A 23637-nucleotide genomic window follows, 5' to 3' on the forward strand; every position below is an offset into this window, starting at 1 on the left:
GACAGTATCTCCCGTATTTATCTTCTTTAATATCAGTCAGATAAAAGTTGGAACGCATTATGCATACTCCGGCGCGTAACCTTCTTACAGCTGGAGAAATGGATGAACCGTTTCATTATCGCCGACGCAAGCAAATGCATCGGCTGCCGCACCTGTGAAGTGGCCTGCGTGGTCTCTCATCAGGAAAATCAGGACTGCGCCGCGCTGACGCCAAAAAGCTTTTTACCGCGTATTCACGTGATCAAAGGCGTTAACGTGTCGACGGCCACCGCCTGTCGTCAGTGCGAAGACGCGCCGTGCGCCAACGTCTGTCCGAACGGCGCGATCGGCCGCGACCAGGGCTTCGTCCACGTGATGCAGGAGCGCTGTATTGGCTGTAAAACCTGCGTGGTGGCCTGTCCGTACGGCGCCATGGAAGTGGTGGTGCGCCCGGTTATCCGCCACAGCGGCGCGGGGCTGAACGTGATGGCGGAAAAAGCCGAAGCCAACAAATGCGACCTTTGCCACCACCGTGAGGAAGGCCCGGCCTGTATGGATGCCTGCCCGACCCACGCGCTGATTTGCGTCGACCGCAACAAGCTCGAACAGATGAATATCGAAAAACGCCGCCGCACCGCGCTGGCCTGGTAAGCCGGTCGCGCAATGAACGGGGTGCAAATCCGCATTCGCGGTAAAGTGCAGGGGGTGGGATTCCGCCCCTTCGTCTGGCAGCTGGCGCAGCAGCTGGGGCTGCGCGGCGACGTGTGCAACGACGGCGACGGCGTGCTGGTGCGCCTTGTCGGCGATGATGCGCCATTTCTCGCCGCGTTAACCCGGCGCAGCCCGCCGCTGGCGCGTATCGACAGCGCGGCAGCGGCGCCTTTTGTCTGGGCCGCGCCGCCGCCGGGCTTTACCATCCGCCAAAGCGGGGCCGGAAGCATGCGCACGCAGATTGTGCCCGATGCCGCTACCTGCCCGGCATGCCTGGCGGAGATGAACAACCCGCGGGAGCGCCGCTACCGCTATCCGTTTATCAACTGCACCCACTGCGGGCCGCGCTTTACCATTATTCGCGCTATGCCCTACGACCGCCCGCTGACCTCTATGTCGCCGTTTCCTCTTTGCCCCGCCTGCGCGACGGAATATGGCGATCCCGCCGATCGCCGCTTTCACGCGCAGCCGGTAGCCTGCGCCGAGTGCGGGCCGCAGCTGGAGTGGCGCGGCCCGCAGGAGCATTTATTTGGCGAGGCCGCCTTAGATGCGACGATTGCTCGCCTGCTGGCGGGCGATATTGTGGCGGTGAAGGGGCTGGGCGGTTTCCATCTGCTGTGCGACGCCGGAAACCGCGAGGCCGTGGCGAAGCTGCGGGCGCGTAAGCATCGCCCGGCGAAACCGCTGGCGGTGATGCTGGCGACAACGGCGGGGCTCGATGAACCGGCGCTGACGCTGCTGACCTCTCCCGCCGCGCCGATCGTGCTGCTGGAGAAAACGCAGGTGGCCGGCCTGTGCGACCAGATTGCGCCAGGGCTTGCGGAAGTAGGGGGGATGCTGCCGTCTAATCCACAGCAGCATTTACTTTCGCAGGCGCTGGCGCGCCCATTAGTGATGACCTCCGGCAACCTCAGCGGCCGCCCGCCGGCGTTAACCAACGCCGAGGCGCTGGCGGATTTAGCCGGAATTGCCGACGGTTTTCTGCTGCATAATCGCGAGATTGTGCAGCGGATGGATGATTCCGTGGTGCGGCAAAGCGGCGAGATGCTGCGCCGTGCCCGCGGCTACGTGCCTGACGCGCTGGCGCTGCCGCCGGGTTTCCACGACATACCGCCGCTGCTGGCTCTCGGCGCGGATATGAAAAATACGTTCTGCCTGCTGCGCGGCGATGAAGCGGTGCTCAGCCAGCATTTTGGCGATCTCGATGAGGAGGGCGTCGAGGCGCAGTGGCGGCAGGCGCTGCGTCTGATGCAGGAGATTTACGCTTTTACCCCGCAGCGGGTGGTTGCCGACGCCCATCCCGGCTACCGCGCTTCGCGGTGGGCGGCGTCGCTTATGCTGCCGGTGGACCGCGTGTTGCATCATCATGCCCACGCGGCCGCCTGCCTGGCCGAGCACCGCTGGCCGCGGGAGGGAGGCGACGTGATTGCCCTTATCCTCGACGGTATCGGGATGGGGGAAAACGGCGAGCTGTGGGGCGGCGAGTGCCTGCGGGTCAACTATCGCGAGTGCGAGCATCTCGGCGGTCTGCCGGCGGTGGCGCTGCCCGGCGGCGACCTCGCGGCGCGTCAGCCGTGGCGCAATCTGCTCGCCCACTGCCTGGCCTTCGTCCCCGAGTGGCAGAATTATGCCGACACCGCCGCGCTGCGCCAGCAAAGCTGGCCGCTGCTGGCGCGGGCAATCGAGCGCGGTATTAATGCGCCGCAGGCATCGTCGTGCGGCCGTCTGTTTGACGCCGTCGCCTGCGCGCTGGAGTGCGCGCCGCTAACTCTGAGCTATGAGGGGGAAGCGGCGTGCCGTCTGGAGGCGCTGGCGGCGACCTGCGAAGGAGTTGATCATCCGGCGACGCTACCGTGGCGCGATGGAAAACTGGATCTGGCGACGTTCTGGCAGCAGTGGCTGAGCTGGCAGGCGAGCCCGGCGCAAAAAGCGTGGGCCTTTCATGATGCGCTGGCCCGCGGGCTGGCGGCCATGATGCGCGATTGCGCGAACGCGCGGAATATTCACACGCTGGCCTTCGGCGGCGGGGTACTGCACAACCGCCTGCTGACGGCGCGATTGACCTTTTATCTGGCCGATTTTACTCTGCTCTTTCCGCAGCAGCTGCCCGCAGGCGATGGCGCGATTGCCCTCGGCCAGGCGGTTATCGCTGCGGCCCGCCTGCAGGCTTAAAGGACACCGATATGATAGTGACGATTTTGCGTCAGCAGCCGCGCGCAGCGGCGCTGGTGCTGGCATTGATTGCCGCCAATTTGCTGGCCTGGGGCTGGGCGTTTACGGCGTTCGGCGGCAGCGGCGCGCTGATGGCCGCCAGCCTGCTGGCCTGGGGTTATGGTCTGCGCCACGCGGTGGACGCCGACCATATCGCGGCGATCGACAACGTGACCCGCAAAATGATGCAGCAGGGGAAGCGGCCTTTTGCCGTTGGCGCGTGGTTCTCGCTGGGGCATTCGTCGATTGTGGTGCTGGCTTCGGCGGCGATTGCCGCGACCGCCACCGCGTTTGGCCAGCAGATGAGCTGGTTTCACGAGACCGGCAGCGTTATCGGCACCGCCGTGTCGGCGCTGTTCCTGCTGGTGATGGCCTTTATCAACCTGGTTATTTTGCGCAGCGTCTGGCGCAGCTTTCGGGCGTGGAAGCAGGGCGAAAAGGTGAGCGATGAGGTCATGACCGGCGGCGGCATGATGAGCTGGTTGTTCGGTAAAACCTTCCGCCTGATTAGCCGCAGCTGGCAGATGTATCTGGTGGGCTTTCTGTTTGGCCTCGGCTTTGATACGGCGACGGAAATCGGCGTGCTGGGGATCTCCGCCGCCAGCGCGTCGAGCGGGGTGTCGATTTGGTCGATTATGGTTTTTCCGGCGCTGTTCGCCAGCGGGATGGCGCTGGTGGATACGCTCGATAACGTGCTGATGGTCGGCGCCTACGGCTGGGCGTTCAGCAAGCCGCAGCGCAAGCTCTATTACAATATGACCATTACCGGCACCTCGGTGGTGGTGGCGCTGTTTATCGGCGGTCTGGAAGCGCTGGGGCTGTTGATGGATAAGTTCTCTCTGAGCGGCGGCCTCTGGCGCTGGGTTGGCGCATTGAACGACCATCTCGGCGACGCCGGTTTTGTGGTGGTCGGGCTGTTCGTGGCCTGCTGGGTGCTGTCGGTGCTCAACTACCGCTGGCGCGGGTACGATAATCTGGCGCGGTAGGTTGGGCATTTCCCCGGCTCGCGCTGCGCTTAGCCGGGCTACCAAACCCGAGCGCCTCGCAAGTTGGGTAGCCCGGGTAAGGCGTTTACGCCGCGACCCGGGAATAACATTATTTCATCGAGGTTAACTCACCAGCTGCTTGAGCAGGGCAAAAGCATCTTTCATGCGATCCTCGCTGACCACAAAAGCGCGCAGCTGGTTCTCGGCGTCAACGCCTTTCGCGACCAGGCCGTCTTTGGCGGCAACGATATTCCACGTCAGATCCTCGCGCCGGGTATCGCCCGCCAGGTGCAGCGGTAAATCCGGCGTTTTGACCTTCACCAGCATCGGCGGCAGCTTCAGTTCTCCCTGCTGGTCCAGCAGATTTTTACTCAGGCACATAGCGCTTAGCAGAATCGGCTGCAGAAAAGGCAGGACCATGCCGTTGATTTCCGCGCAGTCGCCGAGGGCGTAAATCGCCGGATGGCTGGTTTGCAGCTGGCTGTTCACCACCACGCCGCGGTGAGTTTTCAACCCCGCATGCCGCGCCAGCGCCGTTTCCGGGCGTAAACCGGCGGCGGCCACCACCGCATCCACCGTCACCGTACGCTGGCGGTCAAGGGTGACGCGAATCCCGTCGGCGCTCTGCGCCAGGCTTTCCAGCTGGGACTTCAGCATCAGATGCACGCCCATGTCGGTCAGACGATGCTGCAGTCGGCTGCTGGCCTCGGGCGGCATCAGGGCCGACAGTACGCTGGCGGAGTTATCCACCACCGTCACCGCTTTGCCGGCGCGGCAGAAATCCATCGCCAGCTCGCAGCCAATCAGCCCGCCGCCAACGATCAGCACCCTTTTTGCATCGCGCAGATGGCTTTGCGCCGCACCGTATTCCCGCTGGCTGTTCAGGGTCAGCATCAGCTCGCGGCCCGGCACCGGTGGGATAAACGGCGTCGCGCCGGTGGCCAGCACCAGTTTGTCATAGCGCCACTCGCGGTCCTGGCTCTTCACCAGGTGCTGCTCGGCGTCGATATCGCTGACCCAGGTATGCGGAAACAGGCGCAGATTGTACTGCTCGGCAAACTCGCCCGCCGTTTGCAGGGTCAGGTCGTCGGCGTTCTGCCCGCGGCTGACCACATGGCTGAGATCCGGTTTGTTGTACTCATCCATGCTGTCGGCGGCGATCAGGGTCAGCGGGATATTCGGGTCCTGCTTGCGAATATTTTTCACCAGCTGACGGGCCGCGAAGCCCGAGCCGATGATGACGATGCCATCACTCATTTTGCCTCCGATGCCAGAACGTCAAACACATCTTTACCCAGCGAACACTCAGGGCAGAGGAAGTTATCCGGGACTTCGCTCCACGGCGTACCCGGCTGGACGTCCTGGTTCGGTTCGCCCTGTTCGGGGTCGTAAATCCACTGGCAAACGCTGCACTGCATTTTCGGGCCGAGATCGGCTGCCGCTGGCGCTGCGCAGGGCGTTGCCTCAGGCGCGGCGTGTTTGGCCTGGCTCGCCGGCAGCGGGGAGAGGGCCCACTGGCGGGCGATTTCGCGGCCGTGCTCGCGGCACAGCTCCAGCGCGTCGAGATCCGGGCGCCATTTGGCCTTCAGGCTCAGGGACATTTCAAAGCCCGCATCCTGTAAACGCGTGGACAGGCGGTCAACCGCGCCGCCGCTCCAGCCGTGGGAGCCGAAGGCGCTGGCGCGCTTATTACGGAAACGCAGGCCGGTCATCTCCTCCACCAGCCCGGCGATTTTCGGCATCATCACGTTATTCATGGTTGAGGTGCCGACCAGCACGCCCTTCGAACGGAACACGTTGGTCAGAATGTCGTTTTTATCGCTGCGGGCGACGTTGAAAATTTTCACCGCCACGCGCGGATCCACGTCGGTAATGCCCTGGGCTATCGCGTCGGCCATCATGCGGGTGTTGTTGGACATGGTGTCGTAGAAAATCGTGATGCGGTCTTCCTGATAATCCGCCGCCCACTCGAGATATTTTTCGACGATCTGCGTCGGGTTATCGCGCCAGACCACGCCGTGGGAGGTCGCAATCATATCCACCGGCAGGTTAAAGCTGAGGATTTCGGTAATTTTCGGCGTCACCAGGCGGCTGAACGGGGTCAGAATATTGGCATAGTAGCGCTGGCACTGCTCATAAAGCTCAACCTGGTCAACTTCATCATTAAACAGATGTTCATCGCAGTAGTGCTGGCCGAAGGCGTCGTTGCTGAACAGCACCGCGTCGCCGGTCATATAGGTCATCATGCTATCCGGCCAGTGCAGCATCGGGGTTTCGACGAAAATCAGCTGCTTGCCGTTGCCGATATCCAGGCTGTCGCCGGTTTTCACCACCTTAAAATTCCACTCCGGGTGATGATGGTGTCCGGTGATGGAGTCGATGGCGTTGGCGGTACAGTAAATCGGGGTGTCCGGGATCTGGGTCATCAGCTCGGTCAGCGCGCCGGCATGGTCCTCCTCAGCATGGTTGATAATGATGTAATCAATATCGGCGAGGTCGATTTCACCGCGCAGGTTCTGCACGAATTCACGGCTGAATTTATGATCGACGGTATCGATCAGCACATTTTTTTCTTCCCGGATGAGATAGCTGTTGTAGCTGCTGCCGCGCAGCGTTTTGTATTCAGTCCCGTGGAAATCACGCACTTCCCAGTCGCGTTGGCCAACCCAATGAATGTTATTTTTAACCAGAATAGACATAGCAACCTCAATTAATTCAGCAGTGTTCAAATAAGATGTTTTGCTTATATCAAGTTGCGTGCCAACTTTTTAAATAATTGAATTTAAAGTGTTTTAAGTTTTTTATTAAATCTGTTGATGTCAAATTGACAATGGTTAAAATAGTCGATATGACTACGTTTGGTGTCAAAATGACTATGAGGCGACAATGAGTTTCTCCGTCGAGGCCCTGGCGAAAATCGCCATTGATTTACAAAGCGATCTCGGCCATGCCGACCGTTTTTCGCGTTTGATTACCACCCTGCGGCAGATACTCGGCTGCGATGCTTCGGCGCTGCTGCGCTACGAGGCGCACCAGTTTGTGCCGCTGGCGATTGATGGCCTGGCCCAGGACGTACTTGGCCGACGCTTTGCCCTTGAAGGCCACCCGCGGCTGGAGGCGATTGCCCGGGCGGGGGACGTGGTGCGCTTCCCGGCGGATAGCGATCTGCCGGACCCTTACGATGGCCTGATCCCCGGACAGGAGAGCCTGAAGGTGCACGCCTGCGTCGGCCTGCCGCTGTTTGCCGGGCAAACCCTGATCGGCGCGCTCACCCTCGACGGCATGGATGCGGACCGTTTTGACGGCTTCAGCGACGAGGAGCTGCGCCTGATTGCCGCCCTGGTGGCCGGGGCGCTCAATAACGCGCTGCTGATCGCCCGGCTGGAGAATCAAAACGTGCTGCCGGAGCAGGCTATCGTGTATCCGGCAGCCGAACGTCAGGAGATGATTGGCCTGTCGGCGCCGATGCTGCAGCTGAAAAAAGAGATCGATATCGTCGCGGCTTCTGACTTAAACGTGCTGATTAGCGGCGAGACCGGCACCGGCAAAGAGCTGGTGGCGAAAGCGGTGCATCAGGGGTCGCCGCGGGCGGCCAATCCGCTGGTCTATCTCAACTGCGCGGCCCTGCCGGAGAGCGTGGCGGAGAGCGAGCTGTTTGGCCACGTCAAAGGGGCGTTTACCGGGGCGATCAGCAACCGCAGCGGTAAATTTGAAATGGCGGACAACGGGACGCTGTTCCTCGATGAAATTGGCGAGCTTTCGCTGGCGCTCCAGGCCAAGCTGCTGCGGGTGCTGCAGTATGGCGATATTCAGCGCGTCGGCGACGATCGCAGCCTGCGGGTTGATGTGCGTGTGCTGGCGGCCACTAACCGCGATCTGCGTCAGGAGGTGGTGGAGGGGCGCTTTCGCGCCGACCTGTATCATCGCCTGAGCGTGTTTCCGCTGTCGGTTCCGGCGCTGCGCGAGCGGGAAAGTGATGTAGTGCTGCTGGCCGGCTATTTTTGCGAACAGTGCCGTTTGCGTATGGGGCTGGCGCAGGTGATTTTAAGCGAAGCGACGCGGGCCAGGCTGCTCGCCTGGGCATGGCCGGGCAACGTACGCGAACTGGAGCACGCGATTCATCGGGCGGTGGTGCTGGCGCGGGCGACGCAGGCGGGTAATGATATCGTGCTGGAGCCGCAGCATTTTCAGCTGGCCGGGGAAGCGCCAGCCTTGCCGACCGTCAGCCCGCAGCCGGCGGCGGAAGCGGTGAGCCTGCGCGAGGCGACGGAGGCGTTCCAGCGCGAAGCGATCGCCAGCGCGCTGGCGGCTAATGGCCGCAGCTGGGCCGCCGCCGCCCGCGCGCTGGGGCTCGACGTCGCCAACCTGCACCGGCTGGCGAAACGTCTGGGGCTTAAAGGATCCCGGCCTGATAAAAGTTCTGCAGGTTAATCGCGCCGACCAGCTGGCCGCTTTCATCCACCACCGGAGCGGCGCTGATTTTATGCTTCATCAGGCGCTCTTTGGCTTCTATCGCGCGGCTTTCCGCTTGCAGAGTGACGCCGTTGCGGGTCATCGCCTGGCTGACGATATCCTGTAAGCTGCCGCCGCCCACCAGCCAGCGGCGCAGGTCGCCGTCGGTAAAGACGCCCTGCACGTGATTGCGCTCATCGCAGACCGCCACCAGCCCCAGGCCGGTGCGGCTGAGTTCGAGCATCGCGTCCATGACGCTGGTGTCGTTGGCGACGCGCGGCACGTCGCCGTCGCGGCGCATCAGATGGTGAACTTTGTTCAGCAGCCGCGCGCCCAGCGCGCCGGCCGGGTGCGAACGGGCGAAATCTTCTTCGTTAAAGCCGCGGGCCTGCATGACCGCCATGGCCAGCGCGTCGCCGAGCATCAGGGTATTGACGGTGCTGGAGGTGGGCGCGAGGTGCATCGGACAGGCTTCACGCTCTACGGCAATATCAAGCACCGCTTTGGCCGCCAGCGCCAGCGGTGAAGTGGATTTACCGGTCATCGCCAGCAGCGGAATAGATTTTTCCTCCAGGCGCGGAACGATAAGATCCAGCTCTTTAGCGCTGCCGGAGTAAGAGATAAACAGCATCACGTCGCGGCTGTCGAGCATGCCGAGGTCGCCGTGCAGCGCTTCCGCCGGGTGAACAAAAAATGCCGGGGTGCCGGTGCTGGCGAAGGTGGCGGCCAGCTTTTTACCAATATGACCCGATTTACCGATACCGGAGACGACCAGTTTGCCCTCGCAGTGGATAATGGTTTCCGCCGCGCGGATGAAGTCGTCGCCCAGGCGTTCAGGCAGGCGGCTCGCCTCCTGAAGCTCCAGCATCAGGGTCTGGCGTCCGGCTTCTAACAGAAAGTTACTCATGATGTTCTCCAGTAATAATGACTTCGATGCCTTTGTCTTCCAGCGCCCGCTTAAATTCCGGGCTGATATCGGCATCGGTAATCAGTTTGTCTACGCTCTCCAGGCCGCAGACGATATTGGGACTTTTGCGGCCAAACTTCGACGAGTCGGCCATCAGGATAACTTCGCGGGCGGCATTGCACATCGCTTTGCTGACCGTATAAACCTCATTAAAGGTGGTGACGCCGGCGATTAAATCAATGCCGTCGGTGCCCATAAACAGTCGATCGAAGCTGAAGTGTTCGAAGGCGTTTTCCGCCAGCTGGCCGTGAAAGGAGGCCGATTTTTTGCGGAACGTGCCGCCCGGCATCAGGATGGTTTGTTCGTTATCCAGTTCGGAGAGGGCGTTGACGATATGCAGGCTGTTGGTCATCACGGTAATGTTATTGAAGCGGCTGAGCATCGGCACCATTTGCAGCACCGTACTGCCGGCGTCAAGAATGATCGAGTCGCCATCGTGAATGAAGCTGACCGCGGCTTCGGCAATCCGCTCTTTTTTATGGGTGTTGATCAGCGTTTTGTGGTCGATGGGCGGATCGGCCTCGTCTTTATTTAACACCACGCCGCCGTAAGTGCGGATAACGGTACCGGCATTCTCAAGGATCACCAGATCCTTACGGATGGTGGTGCCGGTGGTGTCGAAGTGTTGCGCCAGCTCTTCGACCGAGCATTTGCCCTGCGATTGCAGGTGCTCGAGAATGGCTGCCTGGCGCTGACGTGGTTTCATAGGCGTTGTATCCTGCGTTTAAAGTTTCGAAATGATAATTTCGCAAGATATTAACGTTCACAACGAAATTATCCATGTTTCGGATTAAGCGCTAATGATAGTGCATTCTGACAGAGCGGATCATTGGGAAAGATCACATCAGGCTGCAATTCCTTAAGATGCTTACCGGTGAGGGCGGGAATTTTTTGCGGCCTGGCGAAGACGGTGAGGCCTTTCATTAACAGCGTATCGCGAATGTGGTCGTTTTCGTCGACGGCGATGGCGACGACGGCGCGCGGCTTGAACCGCCCCGAGGAGCGGCCGACGCCGACGCGTCCCTGCTGGCACAGCCGATCGAATGCGCGATTGAACTGCCTGATCTGCCAGCCGCCAAAGGCGAGCTGGGTTATCCAGGCGATGGCGGCGATAGTGATAAGTGCGGTAACCATAAAAGTCTCCTTAAGGCGTGTGCGATATTTCCCCGGAGGCGGCGCGTTGCGCCTTACCCGGGCTACGGATCGGCGCGGGGTGCCGGTTTTGTAGCCCGGATAAGCGCAGCGCAATCCGGGACCTCTGGTTTAAAACATCACCTGCCCGCCGGTGACGTTGATGGACTGCCCGGTGCAGTATGAAGCCTGCGGACTGGCGTAAAACATCAGCACGTTAAGTACGTCCTGGTAATCGCAGCCGCGCTTCAGCGGGACTTTGTCGATGTAATACTGCTCGACCTGCTCCTCCGGGATCCCCAGCTTGGTGGCGTACTGCGGCAGCAGAGACTGGAACATCGGCGACTTCAGCAGGTTGCCGAGCATCAGGGAGTGCACGGTAATCCCGTACTCCGCGAGGTCCAGCGCCAGCGACTGCGTCAGCCCCACGCCGCCAAACTTCGCCGCGCTATAGCCGGAGTTATGCTTGCTGCCCACTTTGCCGGATTTAGAGTTGATCTGGATGATGCGTCCTTTAATGCCGTCGCGGATCATCAGGCGAGAGAACTCGCGGGCGCAGAGGAAGTAGCCCACCAGATTCACCTGCAGCGAACGGTCGAAATCCCCCAGCGCGAAGTCGCTGATAAACGCCGCTTTAGCGATCCCGGCGCTATAGACCAGCAGGTCGACGCGGGAAAATATTTCGTCTACCCCGCGGGCGAGGGCGACCACGCTGGCTTCGCTGGTGGCATCCGCGCCGAAGCCCCACGCCGTGCCTTCGCCATGTTCTGCATTGATGGCCTGCGCGACGCGGGTCGCTTTATCGCTCTGAATATCGACCACCGCCACGCGATAGCCTTCTGCGGCAAGCCCGCGACACAGAAACTCCCCTAAGGTTTGTCCCCCACCGATGACAACAGCAACCTGATTCATAATTTTCTCCTTACAGCTTAAGCAACAAATTTCAGTACGCAGCCGGCGGCGATACCTTCCGGCACCGGCCCCGCCACGTGTACGGTTCCGGGGAATTCCGCTTCGCGGTGGCCGTCAAAGCGCAGCGTGATATGGCCCAGCTCGCGCAGGTTCTGCTCGGCGACTTCGCCGACGGCGGTGACCGGGTAGCGCAGCTCGCCGAGCTGCAGCTCAGCGCCCGGCACCAGCGCGCCGGAGAGCTCGCCGTGGTTGTGAATAAAGCAGTACTCTTCGATATCGGCCGGGGCGCCTTCGCGGAAGGTGATCAGCATCTGCTCGTCCAGCGCCATCGCCGCGCTGGCGCCGATATGCGTAATGGTGGTCTGGTAAATCACGGTCATCTTCAGGCACCTCTTATTGGTAAATAAATCCGGAAACGAACCAGGCGATCAGCACCGTTGGCGCGCCGGTCAGGAAGCGGCTCACCAGTACCGACGGTACGCCGACGCGCACGGTGTCCTGGCGCGCTTCCGCCAGCGACAGGCCAACCGGGATAAAGTCGCAGGCGGCCTGGGCGTTAATGGCGAACAGCGCGGGCAGGGCGAGATGCGGCGGAATATTGCCAAGGCCAATCTGCACGCCAATCAGCACGCCGATAACCTGGGCGATGACCGCGCCGGGGCCGAGAAACGGCGACAGCAGCGGGAAAGAGCAGATCAGCGCCAGGGTGACGAGGCCCAGCGGATGGCTGGCGAGCGGCGCCAGGCCGTGGGCAATCCAGTCGCCGATGCCGGAGGCCATGATGATGCCGATCAGCGCCGCGACGAAGGCCATAAACGGCAGAATGGTTTTCAGCACCGTATCGATGGTGTCGCGCCCGGCCTGGAACAGCACCGCCACGACCGAGCCCATCCCCATACCAACTTTGGCCAGCAGGCCGTCGCTCTGCTCGGTTATTTTCTTGCTGGTGTCATAGTCGCGGGCCGCCGGCTGGGCAGGCGCGGCCTGCGGGGCCGGGGAGGGCCCCTCTTCCAGCGCGAAAATGTTCTCTTCTTTGACGCCGGAAACGTAAATGTCTTCGACGATGTACTGCGCCAGCGGACCCGATTTGCCGGTCGCGTGGATATTAATGGTCGGGATGCGGCGCTTCGGGTAGATACCGCAGCGCAGGGTGCCGCCGCAGTCGATAATCGCCACGCCGATTTCCGCTTCCGGCGGCTCGCCCTCTTTGAAACCATCGACCGCCTGCCAGCCGGTGAGGTGGGCAATTTTATCGACGATCGCCGGACGGGTGCCCGCGGTGATATAGACAATTTTTTTACCGGCAACGGCGTCCAGTTCGAGCGGTCCGCCCCAGCCGCCGGTGCCTTTTTCAATGCGAATACGGGTCATGATGTCGCTCCTGACAGGTGGACTTTCTGCTCAAGCTGGATGGCCATTTTTTTCTCAAAAATCGACGTGGTCAGATCGGTTACCCAGCCGCGGAAGAAGTTCGTCACCAGACCCACCAGCAAATAGCTCACCGCCAGCGGCCCTAACGGCAGGCCGAGGGTGGTCAGCCCGTTGGCGATCCCCAGATAGACGAACAGTTCGCCGGGGTTGATATGCGGAAACAGGCCGTTCATTGAGTGGCAGCTGTAGGAGGCCGCCGCGTAGTAGCTCGGTTTGTATTTCTCGGGCATAAAGCGCCCAAGGCTCAGGGTCATCGGGTTACAGAAAACGAAGGTGCCGATGCAGGGCAGCAGCAGGTAGCGCGAGATCGGATTACCGGCGCAGCGCTGCGCCAGCTTTTCGATCCGCTGCTGACCGATAAAGTTGATCAGCGCATTCATGATCACCAGCAGGCTGATCAGCAAAGGCAGGATCCCGGTGACCATTCCGGTGAATACCTCGCCTCCCTTCTGAAACAGGCCGATAAACCACTCGGCGCCGTGGGTAACGACTTCAATCATTGTTCTCTCCTTCAGCGTGTTATTTTTCTTGCTAACTGGCGGCTAATTTTAATCATTTTAAAAGGTTTGAAATTGTTATATTGATCGCAAAATGAAAGATAAATATTTTATTTTGAAAGTTTATAGCTGAAGTGAAAGAAAGATCCGGCGAGGCATAAGCAAAAACGGCAAGAAAAAAGAATTTACATCGTCGCCGCTTCCTTGTGAGCGGGCGCATGCTTTACCATAATTATCCCTTGCCGATTTGTTAAATGGATGTCCCATGTTGAAGCATCGTTATCTGGCTTTACTCCCTCTTTGCGTTCTACTCGCTGCCTGCAGCAGCAAACCTCAAACCCCCGCGGAAAAGGAAATGGCGGGCGGCACGGGCGGTTTTTTACTTGAGCCGCAGCATAACGTGATGCAGATGAGCGGTGATTTCGCGAATAACCCGGCGGCGGAGCAGTTCATCGACAAGATGGTGAGCAAGCACGGCTTTGACCGACAGCAGCTGCATGAGATCCTCTCGCAGGCTAAACGTCTGGACTATGTTCTGCGTCTGATGGACCGCCAGGCGCCGACCGGGCTGCCGCCGTCAGGGCCAAACGGCGCCTGGCTGCGCTATAAAAAACAGTTTATTACTCCGGATAACGTGCAGAACGGCGTGGCGTTCTGGAACCAGTATCAGGATGCGCTCAACCGCGCGTACCAGGTTTACGGCGTGCCGCCGGAAATTATCGTCGGGATTATTGGCGTTGAGACCCGCTGGGGCAGGGTGATGGGTAAAACCCGTATCCTCGATGCGCTGGCGACGCTGTCGTTTAACTATCCGCGCCGCGCCGAATACTTCTCCGGCGAGCTGGAAACGTTCCTGCTGATGGCGCGCAGCGAACAGGATGACCCGCTCGATCTGAAAGGCTCCTTCGCCGGGGCAATGGGCTATGGTCAGTTTATGCCCTCTTCTTATAAGCAGTATGCCGTGGACTTTAACGGCGACGGGCATATCAATCTGTGGGATCCGGTCGATGCCATCGGCAGCGTGGCGAATTACTTCAAGCAGCACGGTTGGGTGAGCGGCGATCTGGTCGCGGTACAGGCGCTGGGCCAGGCGCCTGGCCTGAACAATGGGTTTAAAACTAAATACAGCGTCTCGCAGCTGGCGGCGGCAGGATTAACCCCGACCCAGCCGCTGGGTAACCATCAGCAGGCGAGCCTGCTGCGTCTGGATGTCGGTACCGGCTATCAGTACTGGTACGGCCTGCCGAACTTCTACACTATCACCCGCTATAACCACAGCACCCATTACGCGATGGCCGTCTGGCAGCTGGGCCTGGCGGTTTCTCAGGCCCGGATGCAGTAATCCCGCCTTCTGCGCTCCTCTCCGTCCGGAGAGGAGTCTGTAACATTTTGCAGCATTTCCTTTTGTTGACGCCAATTTACAATCTACGCTTCTTTTAATATTGTTATGTTATAACGTTCTATTGAGGCGTAAACATTGACTTCCTTATTGATGACTTCAGGCATCGCCCGGCTGACGATGGCCTGCGTAGTGCTGGCCGCGCTGTGGCTGGCAACCTGGTGGGCGGTATCCCTGCCATGATTAAGCTCGATCACCTGGTGGCTGGCTATGAAGGGCTGGCGATCACGCCGTCCCTTAGCGGCACGATTGCAACGGGGAGTATGACGGCTATCGTCGGCCTGAACGGCTGCGGGAAATCGACGCTGTTAAAGACGCTGGCCGGATTTATCCCGCCGGTCAGCGGCCGCCTGAACTGGCGCGACGGACGGCCGGTTATCGGCTGGCTGGCGCAGCGGCATGCGCTGGAGTCGCAGTTTCCGCTCACGGTGCAGGATGTCGTCAGCCAGGGGGCCTGGCCGCAGGTATCGTTGCTGCGCGGGCTCGGGGGGGAGGTGCGCCAGCGTATCGTCGCGGCCATAGCGCGGGTGGGGCTGCTAGCGATGGCGAAAACGCCGATTGAGGCGCTCTCCGGCGGCCAGTTTCAGCGCATGCTCTTCGCGAGGGTGATGGTGCAGCGCGCGCCGCTGGTGATGCTCGACGAACCGTTTACCGGCATCGACGAAGCCACCTGCCGTGAGCTGATGGCGCTGATCCTGGAAATGCATCAGCAGGGGCAGACGATTCTGGCGGTGCTGCACGATAACCAGCGGGTCGCCGACTATTTCCCGGAAACGATGCTGCTGACGCCGCAGCGCGCCCGCTGGGGCAGTACGCCTGATGTGCTGCCCGCCTTTCACTCCGCGAGGCTGGCATGATCTGGCACACCTTCATTCAGCCCTTTATCGAGTTTGGCTTTATGCGCCGCGCGCTGGTGGTGTGCCTGGCGCTCTCCCTGAGCACGACCATGCTCGGCGTCTTCTTACTTTTACGCCGCATGAGCCTGATGGGCGATGCGCTCTCGCATGCGATTTTGCCCGGCGTGGCGGTGGGCTACCTGCTTAACGGGATGTCGCTGCTGGCGATGACCGTCGGGGGTTTTATTGCCGGCATTGCGGTGGCGCTGGTGGCGGGGTGGGTCAGCCGACGCACGCTTTTAAAAGAGGATGCCAGCTTTGCCGGATTTTATCTCGGCTCCCTGGCGCTGGGCGTCACGCTGGTCTCGCTGCGCGGCTCTAACGTCGACCTGCTGCATCTGCTGTTCGGCTCGATTCTGGCGGTAGACCGCGATTCGGCGCTGTTTGTGACCGGCGTTGCCAGCCTGACGCTGATTTGCATCGCCCTGTTTTATCGCGGCCTGGTCAGCGAAGCCTTCGACAGCGTCTGGCTTCAGGTGAACGCGCGAAGAGTGCCTGCGCTGCTGCACGGCCTGTTCCTCGCCCTGCTGGTGCTCAATCTGGTGGCCGGGTTTCAGGTGCTCGGCACGCTGATGGCGGTGGGGGTCATGATGCTGCCCGCGGTCGCGGCGCGCTGCTGGGCGCGGACGCTGCCGGGCATTCTGCTGCTGGCGGCTCTGATGGGCGGTTTTTGCGCGTGGATGGGGCTGAGCCTGTCGTGGGCGGCGAATTTGCCTGCCGGACCCGCCATTGTGCTGACCGCCAGCGGCCTCTTTTTTGTATCGGTGTTTTTTGGCTCGCGCAGCCGGCTGGTTGTCGGCTGGCGTAAATTAATGGGGTAAGGACAATGATGAAACGTACCGGGATATGGCTGGCGCTGGCGCTGGGTCTGGCATCGCACGGGGTGATGGCGAAAACGCTAAACGTGGTGAGCAGTTTTTCCGTGTTGGGCGATATGGTGCAGCAGATTGGCGGCGAACATGTGCATGTGGATACGCTAGTGGGGCCAGACGGCGATCCGCATACCTTCGAGCCCTCGCCGAAAGAGAGCGCGCTGCTGAACAACGCCGATGTAGTGGTGGTCAACGGCCTGGGGCTGGAGGGCTGGCTGGACCGGCTGATTAAAGCATCCGGGTTCAAAGGCGAGCTGGTGGTGGCTTCCCGCGGAGTCAAAACCCACACGCTTGAAGAAGATGGCGCAACGGTAACCGATCCGCATGCTTGGAACAGCGCCGCGAACGGTGCGCTGTACGCGCAGAATATCCTCAACGGCCTGGTGAAAGCCGACCCGGAAGATAAGTTGGCGCTGGAGGCCTCCGGCAAGCGCTATATCAGCCAGCTTAACGAGATCGATCGCTGGGCTAAAAGCCAGTTCACCGCCATTCCACAGGCAAAGCGTAAGGTTCTGACCAGCCATGATGCTTTCGGCTATTTTGGCCGCGCCTATGGCGTGACTTTCCTCGCGCCGCAGGGGCTATCTTCGGAAAGTGAGGCCAGCGCGGCGCAGGTGGCGGCATTAATTCGACAAATTAAAGCCGACGAGGTGCATACCTGGTTTATGGAAAATCAGCTGGATCCAAGACTGGTTAAACAGATTGCCAGCGCGACGGGCGCGCAGCCGGGAGGAGAGCTCTACCCTGAAGCGCTCTCTCAACCGGGCGGCGTGGCGGACAGCTACGTGAAAATGCTGCGTCACAACGTGGAGCTGATCGCGGCGAGTATGAAATAAATAAAAACCGGCCCGCGATGGGCCGGTTATCCGCCGCTATGGTTCTGAGAGTATCTGCTTGATTTTTTAGTTCAATGTGAATCCACTGGCAATACAGCCCACGCCCAGCAGGATCTGTACGCCTTCGAACAGCGGGTTGAATGAGCGGGTGAAAATATGCAGTAGCGCGGTTAGCAGTGAAACTGTGCCGCATACAAACAGGCACAGGCGCACCTGGCGAATTTTTTTCACGTTCTGCTCTGAGGTAAGCGTTGCTTTGGCCATTCCTGGTAACCTCTCATTTAACTCTTCCTTATATGTGCGGTGAATTGTGACACCGGCGCCCCCGGGCGGCTATCCGAAAATGCAGCGTTGGCTATAGCCGATGTTTTTCGCCAGCCGACTCGTAAATTCGTTACCTCGTCCCCATATCTCCGTTGAAAGTGCTATCTTTGATGGCCTCTTTGTACAGCTTACGTGGGGCGACGAATGACAGATTCGGAATTAATGCAGCTGAGCGAGCAGGTGGGGATGGCGCTGAAAGCGCGCGGTGCGACGGTGACCACGGCGGAGTCCTGTACCGGCGGCTGGGTCGCCAAAACCCTTACCGATATCGCCGGCAGTTCGGCATGGTTTGAGCGCGGTTTCGTCACTTACAGCAATGAAGCGAAATCGCAGATGATTGGCGTCAGCGAAGCGACGCTGCTTAGCCATGGCGCGGTGAGTGAACCGGTGGTGGTGGAGATGGCCATCGGCGCGCTGCGTGCGGCTCGCGCGGACTATGCCATTTCGGTCAGCGGCATCGCCGGGCCGGACGGCGGCAGCGCGGAAAAGCCGGTGGGAACCGTCTGGTTTGGCGTGGCCAGCGCCAGCGGACAGGGCGTAACCCGGCGCGAATGCTTTGCCGGAGACCGCGAGTCGGTACGCCGCCAGGCCACGGCCTACGCGCTAAATCTCCTCTGGCAACAATTTCTACAAAATACTTGATACTGTATGACTATACAGTATAATTGCTTCAACAGAACAGAATTCACTACCCGGTTACACCCGGCATGAGAGGAGTAATAATGGCTATCGACGAAAACAAACAGAAAGCGTTGGCGGCAGCACTGGGCCAGATCGAAAAACAATTCGGTAAAGGCTCCATCATGCGCCTGGGTGAAGACCGTTCCATGGATGTGGAAACTATCTCCACCGGCTCGCTTTCCCTTGATATCGCCCTGGGCGCAGGCGGCCTGCCGATGGGCCGTATCGTCGAGATCTACGGGCCTGAATCTTCCGGTAAAACCACGCTGACGCTGCAGGTTATCGCCGCCGCGCAGCGCGAAGGCAAAACCTGTGCGTTTATCGATGCGGAACACGCGCTGGACCCGGTTTACGCACGCAAGCTGGGCGTCGATATCGACAACCTGCTGTGCTCCCAGCCGGATACCGGCGAACAGGCTCTGGAAATCTGTGACGCGCTGGCGCGTTCCGGTGCGGTAGACGTTATCGTCGTTGACTCCGTTGCGGCGCTGACGCCGAAAGCGGAAATCGAAGGCGAAATCGGCGACTCTCACATGGGCCTCGCGGCGCGTATGATGAGCCAGGCGATGCGTAAACTGGCGGGCAACCTGAAGCAGTCCAACACCCTGCTCATCTTCATCAACCAGATTCGTATGAAAATTGGCGTGATGTTCGGTAACCCGGAAACCACCACCGGCGGTAACGCGCTGAAGTTCTACGCCTCCGTGCGTCTGGATATCCGTCGTATCGGTGCGGTGAAAGAGGGCGACAACGTTGTCGGCAGCGAAACCCGCGTTAAAGTGGTGAAAAACAAAATCGCCGCGCCGTTTAAACAGGCTGAATTCCAGATCCTCTACGGCGAAGGGATTAACTTCTTCGGTGAGCTGGTCGATCTCGGCGTGAAAGAGAAGCTGATTGAGAAAGCCGGCGCATGGTACAGCTATAACGGTGATAAAATCGGTCAGGGTAAAGCGAACGCCATCTCCTGGCTGAAAGAGAACCCGGCTGCGGCAAAAGAGATCGAGAAGAAAGTTCGTGAACTGCTGCTGAGCAATCAGGACTCCACGCCAGACTTCGCGGTTGATGGCAACAGCGAAGCGGAAACCGAGCAAGATTTCTGATATCGTCTGAACAGACTAACAAGGGGCCGCTTATGCGGCCCTTTTGCTTTTTTTGATTAGCGAGGCTGACCGTGACTGAAACTTCATCCCGCCGCTCTGACTACGCCAGGCTGCTGGATCGCGCGATTCGCATTCTGGCAATGCGCGACCACAGCGAACAGGAGCTAAGGCGAAAGCTGGCTGCACCGGTCATGAGCAAAAACGGCCCTGAAGCGTTAGATGTGACGCCGGAAGAGGTCGATAAAGTCGTTGAATGGTGCATTGAGAACCGCTATCTGGACGACGAACGCTTTGTCCGTCAGTTCATTGCCAGCCGCAGCCGCAAGGGGTACGGCCCGGCGCGCGTCCGCCAGGAGCTAAAGCAGAAGGGGATCTCCCGCGAGACGACAGAGGCAGCCATGCGCGAGTGCGAAATCGACTGGGCGAGGCTTGCCAAAGAGCAGGCGCAGCGAAAATATGGCGAACCCCTGCCCAGCGTATTTGCAGAAAAAGTCAAAATTCAGCGCTTTTTGCTCTACCGCGGCTATCTGATGGAGGATATTCAGGAAATCTGGCGAAATTTTGCAGATTGACCCATCCGGGATTTTACTTCCCCGTGAAGAAAACTTATCTTATTCCCACTTTATTTTCGTGAGTAGCCTGCCGGTCGATACTGGGTAGTGGCTGCCAGCGACATTTCGTTAGCTTGATTTCAGGATAATTATGAGCAAGAGCACCGCTGAGATCCGTCAGGCGTTTCTCGACTTTTTCCATAGTAAAGGACATCAGGTAGTTGCGAGCAGCTCCCTGGTGCCGCATAACGACCCGACCCTGCTGTTTACCAACGCCGGGATGAACCAGTTCAAGGATGTTTTCCTTGGTCTCGACAAACGTAATTATTCGCGCGCGACCACCGCGCAGCGTTGCGTTCGTGCGGGTGGTAAGCACAACGATCTGGAAAACGTCGGCTACACCGCGCGTCACCACACCTTCTTTGAAATGCTGGGTAACTTCAGCTTCGGCGATTACTTCAAGCAGGATGCCATCAAATACGCATGGGAACTGCTGACCGGTGAAAACTGGTTCGCCCTGCCGAAAGAAAAACTGTGGGTGACCGTCTACGAAACCGACGATGAAGCGTTCGATATCTGGGCAAATGAAGTTGGCGTACCGCGCGAGCGTATTATCCGCATCGGCGACAACAAAGGCGCGCCGTTTGCTTCCGATAACTTCTGGCAGATGGGTGACACCGGGCCGTGCGGTCCATGCACCGAAATCTTCTTCGACCATGGCGACCATATCTGGGGCGGCCCTCCGGGAACGCCGGAAGAAGACGGCGATCGGTATATTGAGATCTGGAATATCGTCTTCATGCAGTTCAACCGTCAGGCTGACGGAACCATGGAGCCGCTGCCGAAGCCGTCCGTAGATACCGGTATGGGCCTCGAGCGTATTGCCGCCGTGCTGCAGCACGTCAACTCCAACTACGATATTGACCTGTTCCGCGATCTGATTAAGAGCGTGGCGAAGGTTACCGGTGCGACCGATCTCTCGAACAAGTCGCTGCGCGTTATCGCTGACCACATTCGTTCCTGCGCCTTCCTGATTGCCGATGGCGTTATCCCGTCGAATGAAAACCGCGGCTACGTGCTGCGCCGCATCATTCGTCGCGCAATTCGCCATGGCAACATGCTGGGCGCGAAGGAGACCTTCTTCTGGAAACTGGTTGCCCCGCTGATTGATGTGATGGGTTCCGCCGGCGAAGAGCTGAAACAGCAGCAGGCTCAGGTTGAGCAGGTGCTGAAGACCGAAGAAGAGCAGTTTGCCCGTACGCTGGAGCGCGGACTGGCGCTGCTGGATGAAGAGCTGGCTAAACTGCAGGGCGACACGCTGGACGGCGAAACCGCTTTCCGCCTGTACGACACCTACGGTTTCCCGGTTGACCTGACCGCGGACGTTTGCCGCGAACGCAATATCAAGGTTGACGAAGCCGGCTTTGAAGCCGCGATGGAAGAGCAGCGCCGTCGCGCGCGCGAATCCAGCGGCTTTGGCGCGGACTACAATGCGATGATCCGCGTCGACGGCGCCTCTGAGTTTAAAGGCTATGACAGCCTGGAACTGAATGGCAAAGTCACCGCGCTGTTTATCGATGGTAAAGCGGTTGACGCGGTGAACGCCGGTCAGGAAGCGGTTGTTATCCTCGACCAGACGCCGTTCTACGCCGAATCCGGCGGCCAGGTGGGTGACAAAGGCGAACTGAAGGGCGCCGGTTTCTCCTTCCAGGTCAGCGACGCGCAGAAGTACGGTCAGGCAATTGGCCATATTGGTAAACTGACCAGCGGTTCGCTTAAAGTCGGCGACGCCGTGCAGGCCGATGTCGATCAGGCTCGCCGCCAGCGTATCCGCCTGAACCACTCCGCGACGCACCTGATGCACGCGGCGCTGCGCCAGGTTCTCGGTACGCACGTTGCGCAGAAAGGCTCTCTGGTCAACGACAAAGCATTGCGCTTCGACTTCTCGCATTTTGAAGCGATGAAGCCGGAGGAGATCCGTGCGGTAGAAGATCTGGTGAACGCGCAAATTCGTCGCAACCTGCCGATCGAAACCAATATTATGGATATTGACGCTGCGCGTGAATCCGGCGCGATGGCGCTGTTTGGCGAGAAGTATGACGATCGCGTTCGCGTGCTGAGCATGGGCGATTTTTCCACCGAGCTGTGCGGCGGTACGCACGCCTCGCGCACCGGTGATATCGGCCTGTTCCGCATTACCTCTGAATCCGGTACCGCCGCGGGCGTGCGCCGTATCGAAGCGGTGACCGGGGAAGGCGCGATGGCGATGCTGCACGCGCAGAGCGATCTGCTGGGCGATATTGCACAGCTGCTGAAAGGGGATACCCACAGCCTTGGTGACAAAGTCCGCGCCGCGTTAGAACGCAGCCGTCAGCTGGAAAAAGAGCTGCAGCAGCTGAAAGAGCAGGCTGCCGTGCAGGAGAGCGCAAATCTCTCCAGCAAAGCGGAAGAGATTAACGGCGTTAAGCTGCTGGTCAGCGAGCTGGCTGGCGTTGAGCCGAAAATGCTGCGTACTATGGTTGACGATCTGAAAAATCAGCTGGGTTCAACGATTGTCGTGTTGGCCACGGTCGCAGAAGGTAAGGTTTCTCTGATTGCAGGTGTGTCTAAGGATGTGACAGACCGCGTGAAAGCCGGGGAACTGATTGGTATGGTCGCCCAGCAGGTGGGCGGTAAAGGGGGCGGTCGTCCGGATATGGCGCAAGCCGGCGGTACCGATGCGTCTGCTCTCCCTGCTGCGTTAGCCAGTGTGAAAGGCTGGGTAAGCGCAAAACTGTAATAACTATAATTGCATAGATGCTGTGATTCTCGGATTACAGCATCTTGCGCGAGAAGCACTGATAACGATAAAGTCGGGTTGAAGTTGTGTATATCGGCTAAACTTAGGTTTAACAGAATGTGATGCCGTGACTGCTTACACCGTAGGGTGTTTGTCATCGCTTACTTTTTGGCGTTATATGATGGATAATGCCGGGATACGAGAGACCCGACTCTTTTAATCTTTCAAGGAGCAAAGAATGCTGATTCTGACTCGTCGAGTTGGTGAGACCCTCATGATTGGAGATGAGGTCACTGTGACAGTTTTAGGGGTGAAGGGTAACCAGGTACGTATTGGCGTTAATGCCCCTAAAGAAGTCTCCGTGCATCGTGAAGAGATCTACCAGCGTATCCAGGCTGAAAAATCCCAGCAGTCCAGTTACTAAGGTTTTCGCGCCTCGCTATTTTGTGAGGCGCCTCCTTCCACCCGCCGTTTTTGCCAATTTTCCTCTCCGATAGCCTCTCATTTTTGTCTCTTTCTCCGCATCCGCGACAGTTATCTTTTGCGTTAGCCGCGGCGTAATCAGCAATTTCTTGTTGATAAAATACTCTTTTTGCCGTTTTCACAGGCTAATTGCGCGGGAAGTGTGCAAACGAAAAAAAGGTCTCGAAAAAAGGTTTGACTTATAAGTACCAGAAAGTAATATGTGCGCCATCGCAGCGACGAAGAGCAGAAACAAGTTCTTCGAAGCACTCGTAAGAGGCGTGTGGTGAGGTGGCCGAGAGGCTGAAGGCGCTCCCCTGCTAAGGGAGTATGCGGTCAAAAGCTGCATCCGGGGTTCGAATCCCCGCCTCACCGCCATTTTGCATCCGTAGCTCAGCTGGATAGAGTACTCGGCTACGAACCGAGCGGTCGGAGGTTCGAATCCTCCCGGATGCACCAT

Annotated in this window: 23 protein-coding genes and 2 tRNA genes; 15 read left to right on the top strand and 10 right to left on the bottom strand. The window is 59.3% G+C overall.

Annotation, left to right across the window (positions count from 1 at the left end; translation table 11 throughout):
* The first annotated feature begins 102 nt into the window (after window positions 1-102).
* Genes hydN through ACESQ2_RS13810 form a run of 3 tightly spaced genes read left to right on the top strand, consistent with a single transcriptional unit; the run spans window position 103 to window position 3887 of the window.
* Complete coding sequence (gene hydN / locus ACESQ2_RS13800; protein WP_048260191.1) at window positions 103-630, top strand: electron transport protein HydN; 528 nt, start codon at window positions 103-105, stop codon at window positions 628-630.
* 12 nt (window positions 631-642) lie between these two features.
* Entirely contained in the window at window positions 643-2862 is a 2220-nt protein-coding gene (gene hypF, locus ACESQ2_RS13805) for a carbamoyltransferase HypF (protein WP_373170695.1), read from the top strand.
* Window positions 2863-2873: 11 nt separating this feature from the next.
* Window positions 2874-3887 carry a HoxN/HupN/NixA family nickel/cobalt transporter gene (locus ACESQ2_RS13810; RefSeq protein WP_025107282.1) on the top strand — a complete coding sequence of 338 codons (1014 nt, stop codon included), beginning with the start codon at window positions 2874-2876 and terminating at the stop codon, window positions 3885-3887.
* A 123-nt stretch (window positions 3888-4010) separates the two neighbouring features.
* Here the strand turns inward: ACESQ2_RS13810 and norW are convergent, their stop codons facing one another.
* Both norW and norV read right to left on the bottom strand, forming a co-directional pair.
* Window positions 4011-5144 (bottom strand): NADH:flavorubredoxin reductase NorW, encoded by a 1134-nt coding sequence (gene norW, locus ACESQ2_RS13815; RefSeq protein ID WP_286115635.1) that lies wholly within the window; start codon window positions 5142-5144, stop codon window positions 4011-4013.
* The gene (gene norV, locus ACESQ2_RS13820) at window positions 5141-6586 is read right to left on the bottom strand and encodes an anaerobic nitric oxide reductase flavorubredoxin (RefSeq protein WP_286115636.1); all 1446 of its coding nucleotides are present in this window, start codon (window positions 6584-6586) and stop codon (window positions 5141-5143) included. The genes norW and norV overlap by 4 nt, the downstream gene beginning before the upstream one ends.
* 187 nt (window positions 6587-6773) lie before the next feature.
* Here norV and norR point away from each other — a divergent pair, with 187 nt between their 5' ends.
* A complete protein-coding gene (gene norR, locus ACESQ2_RS13825) occupies window positions 6774-8318 on the top strand; it encodes a nitric oxide reductase transcriptional regulator NorR (protein WP_373170697.1) in 1545 nt (514 codons plus the stop codon).
* On the opposite strand, the gene gutQ is transcribed toward norR, so the two are convergent.
* The 7 genes from gutQ to srlA form a co-directional block, all read right to left on the bottom strand.
* Entirely contained in the window at window positions 8281-9246 is a 966-nt protein-coding gene (gene gutQ, locus ACESQ2_RS13830) for an arabinose-5-phosphate isomerase GutQ (RefSeq protein WP_014226519.1), read from the bottom strand. The two genes, norR and gutQ, sit on opposite strands and share 38 nt — an antisense overlap.
* On the bottom strand, window positions 9239-10012 hold the full coding sequence (locus ACESQ2_RS13835) for a DNA-binding transcriptional repressor (RefSeq protein ID WP_004104826.1): 774 nt from the start codon (window positions 10010-10012) through the stop codon (window positions 9239-9241). Before ACESQ2_RS13835 ends, gutQ begins: the two co-directional genes overlap by 8 nt.
* A gap of 68 nt (window positions 10013-10080) precedes the next feature.
* Window positions 10081-10440, bottom strand: coding sequence for a transcriptional regulator GutM (gene gutM / locus ACESQ2_RS13840; protein WP_373170699.1), 360 nt, complete (start codon window positions 10438-10440; stop codon window positions 10081-10083).
* A 129-nt stretch (window positions 10441-10569) separates the two neighbouring features.
* Complete coding sequence (srlD, locus tag ACESQ2_RS13845; RefSeq protein WP_014226518.1) at window positions 10570-11349, bottom strand: sorbitol-6-phosphate dehydrogenase; 780 nt, start codon at window positions 11347-11349, stop codon at window positions 10570-10572.
* A 17-nt stretch (window positions 11350-11366) separates the two neighbouring features.
* Complete coding sequence (srlB, locus tag ACESQ2_RS13850) at window positions 11367-11729, bottom strand: PTS glucitol/sorbitol transporter subunit IIA (protein ID WP_102803937.1); 363 nt, start codon at window positions 11727-11729, stop codon at window positions 11367-11369.
* A 13-nt stretch (window positions 11730-11742) separates the two neighbouring features.
* Entirely contained in the window at window positions 11743-12720 is a 978-nt protein-coding gene (locus ACESQ2_RS13855; RefSeq protein ID WP_373170701.1) for a PTS glucitol/sorbitol transporter subunit IIB, read from the bottom strand.
* The gene (srlA, locus tag ACESQ2_RS13860) at window positions 12717-13280 is read right to left on the bottom strand and encodes a PTS glucitol/sorbitol transporter subunit IIC (protein ID WP_004104818.1); all 564 of its coding nucleotides are present in this window, start codon (window positions 13278-13280) and stop codon (window positions 12717-12719) included. Before srlA ends, ACESQ2_RS13855 begins: the two co-directional genes overlap by 4 nt.
* Window positions 13281-13542: 262 nt before the next feature.
* Between srlA and mltB the strand changes: the two genes are divergently transcribed.
* The 4 genes from mltB (at window position 13543) to ACESQ2_RS13880 (ending at window position 17280) form a co-directional block, all read left to right on the top strand.
* The gene (gene mltB, locus ACESQ2_RS13865) at window positions 13543-14619 is read left to right on the top strand and encodes a lytic murein transglycosylase B (RefSeq protein ID WP_324176511.1); all 1077 of its coding nucleotides are present in this window, start codon (window positions 13543-13545) and stop codon (window positions 14617-14619) included.
* A gap of 203 nt (window positions 14620-14822) precedes the next feature.
* Entirely contained in the window at window positions 14823-15533 is a 711-nt protein-coding gene (locus ACESQ2_RS13870; protein ID WP_171820960.1) for a metal ABC transporter ATP-binding protein, read from the top strand.
* Window positions 15530-16393 (top strand): metal ABC transporter permease, encoded by an 864-nt coding sequence (locus tag ACESQ2_RS13875; protein ID WP_014226515.1) that lies wholly within the window; start codon window positions 15530-15532, stop codon window positions 16391-16393. Before ACESQ2_RS13870 ends, ACESQ2_RS13875 begins: the two co-directional genes overlap by 4 nt.
* Before the next feature lie 8 nt (window positions 16394-16401).
* On the top strand, window positions 16402-17280 hold the full coding sequence (locus ACESQ2_RS13880; protein WP_046877499.1) for a metal ABC transporter substrate-binding protein: 879 nt from the start codon (window positions 16402-16404) through the stop codon (window positions 17278-17280).
* A gap of 66 nt (window positions 17281-17346) precedes the next feature.
* Here ACESQ2_RS13880 and ACESQ2_RS13885 read toward each other — a convergent pair whose 3' ends face one another.
* Complete coding sequence (locus ACESQ2_RS13885; protein WP_049068936.1) at window positions 17347-17544, bottom strand: hypothetical protein; 198 nt, start codon at window positions 17542-17544, stop codon at window positions 17347-17349.
* A 204-nt stretch (window positions 17545-17748) separates the two neighbouring features.
* On the opposite strand from ACESQ2_RS13885, the gene pncC reads away from it, so the two are divergent.
* From pncC to ACESQ2_RS13920, 7 genes are all read left to right on the top strand, one after another.
* Window positions 17749-18246, top strand: coding sequence for a nicotinamide-nucleotide amidase (gene pncC / locus ACESQ2_RS13890; protein WP_014226512.1), 498 nt, complete (start codon window positions 17749-17751; stop codon window positions 18244-18246).
* An 80-nt stretch (window positions 18247-18326) separates the two neighbouring features.
* Window positions 18327-19385 carry a recombinase RecA gene (recA, locus tag ACESQ2_RS13895; protein WP_004104808.1) on the top strand — a complete coding sequence of 353 codons (1059 nt, stop codon included), beginning with the start codon at window positions 18327-18329 and terminating at the stop codon, window positions 19383-19385.
* A gap of 71 nt (window positions 19386-19456) precedes the next feature.
* Window positions 19457-19957, top strand: a complete 501-nt coding sequence (gene recX / locus ACESQ2_RS13900; protein ID WP_009651620.1) for a recombination regulator RecX — start codon at window positions 19457-19459, stop codon at window positions 19955-19957.
* Window positions 19958-20087: 130 nt separating this feature from the next.
* On the top strand, window positions 20088-22715 hold the full coding sequence (gene alaS / locus ACESQ2_RS13905) for an alanine--tRNA ligase (protein WP_032720437.1): 2628 nt from the start codon (window positions 20088-20090) through the stop codon (window positions 22713-22715).
* A gap of 238 nt (window positions 22716-22953) precedes the next feature.
* Window positions 22954-23139, top strand: a complete 186-nt coding sequence (gene csrA / locus ACESQ2_RS13910; protein ID WP_000906486.1) for a carbon storage regulator CsrA — start codon at window positions 22954-22956, stop codon at window positions 23137-23139.
* 323 nt (window positions 23140-23462) lie between these two features.
* Window positions 23463-23555 (top strand) — tRNA-Ser (locus ACESQ2_RS13915).
* Window positions 23556-23559: 4 nt separating this feature from the next.
* Window positions 23560-23636, top strand: a tRNA-Arg gene (locus ACESQ2_RS13920).
* The last annotated feature ends 1 nt before the right edge of the window (window position 23637 follow it).

It is taken from the genome of Klebsiella sp. Q11, from assembly GCF_964241505.1.
GTDB classification, from domain to species: Bacteria; Pseudomonadota; Gammaproteobacteria; order Enterobacterales; family Enterobacteriaceae; genus Klebsiella; species Klebsiella michiganensis.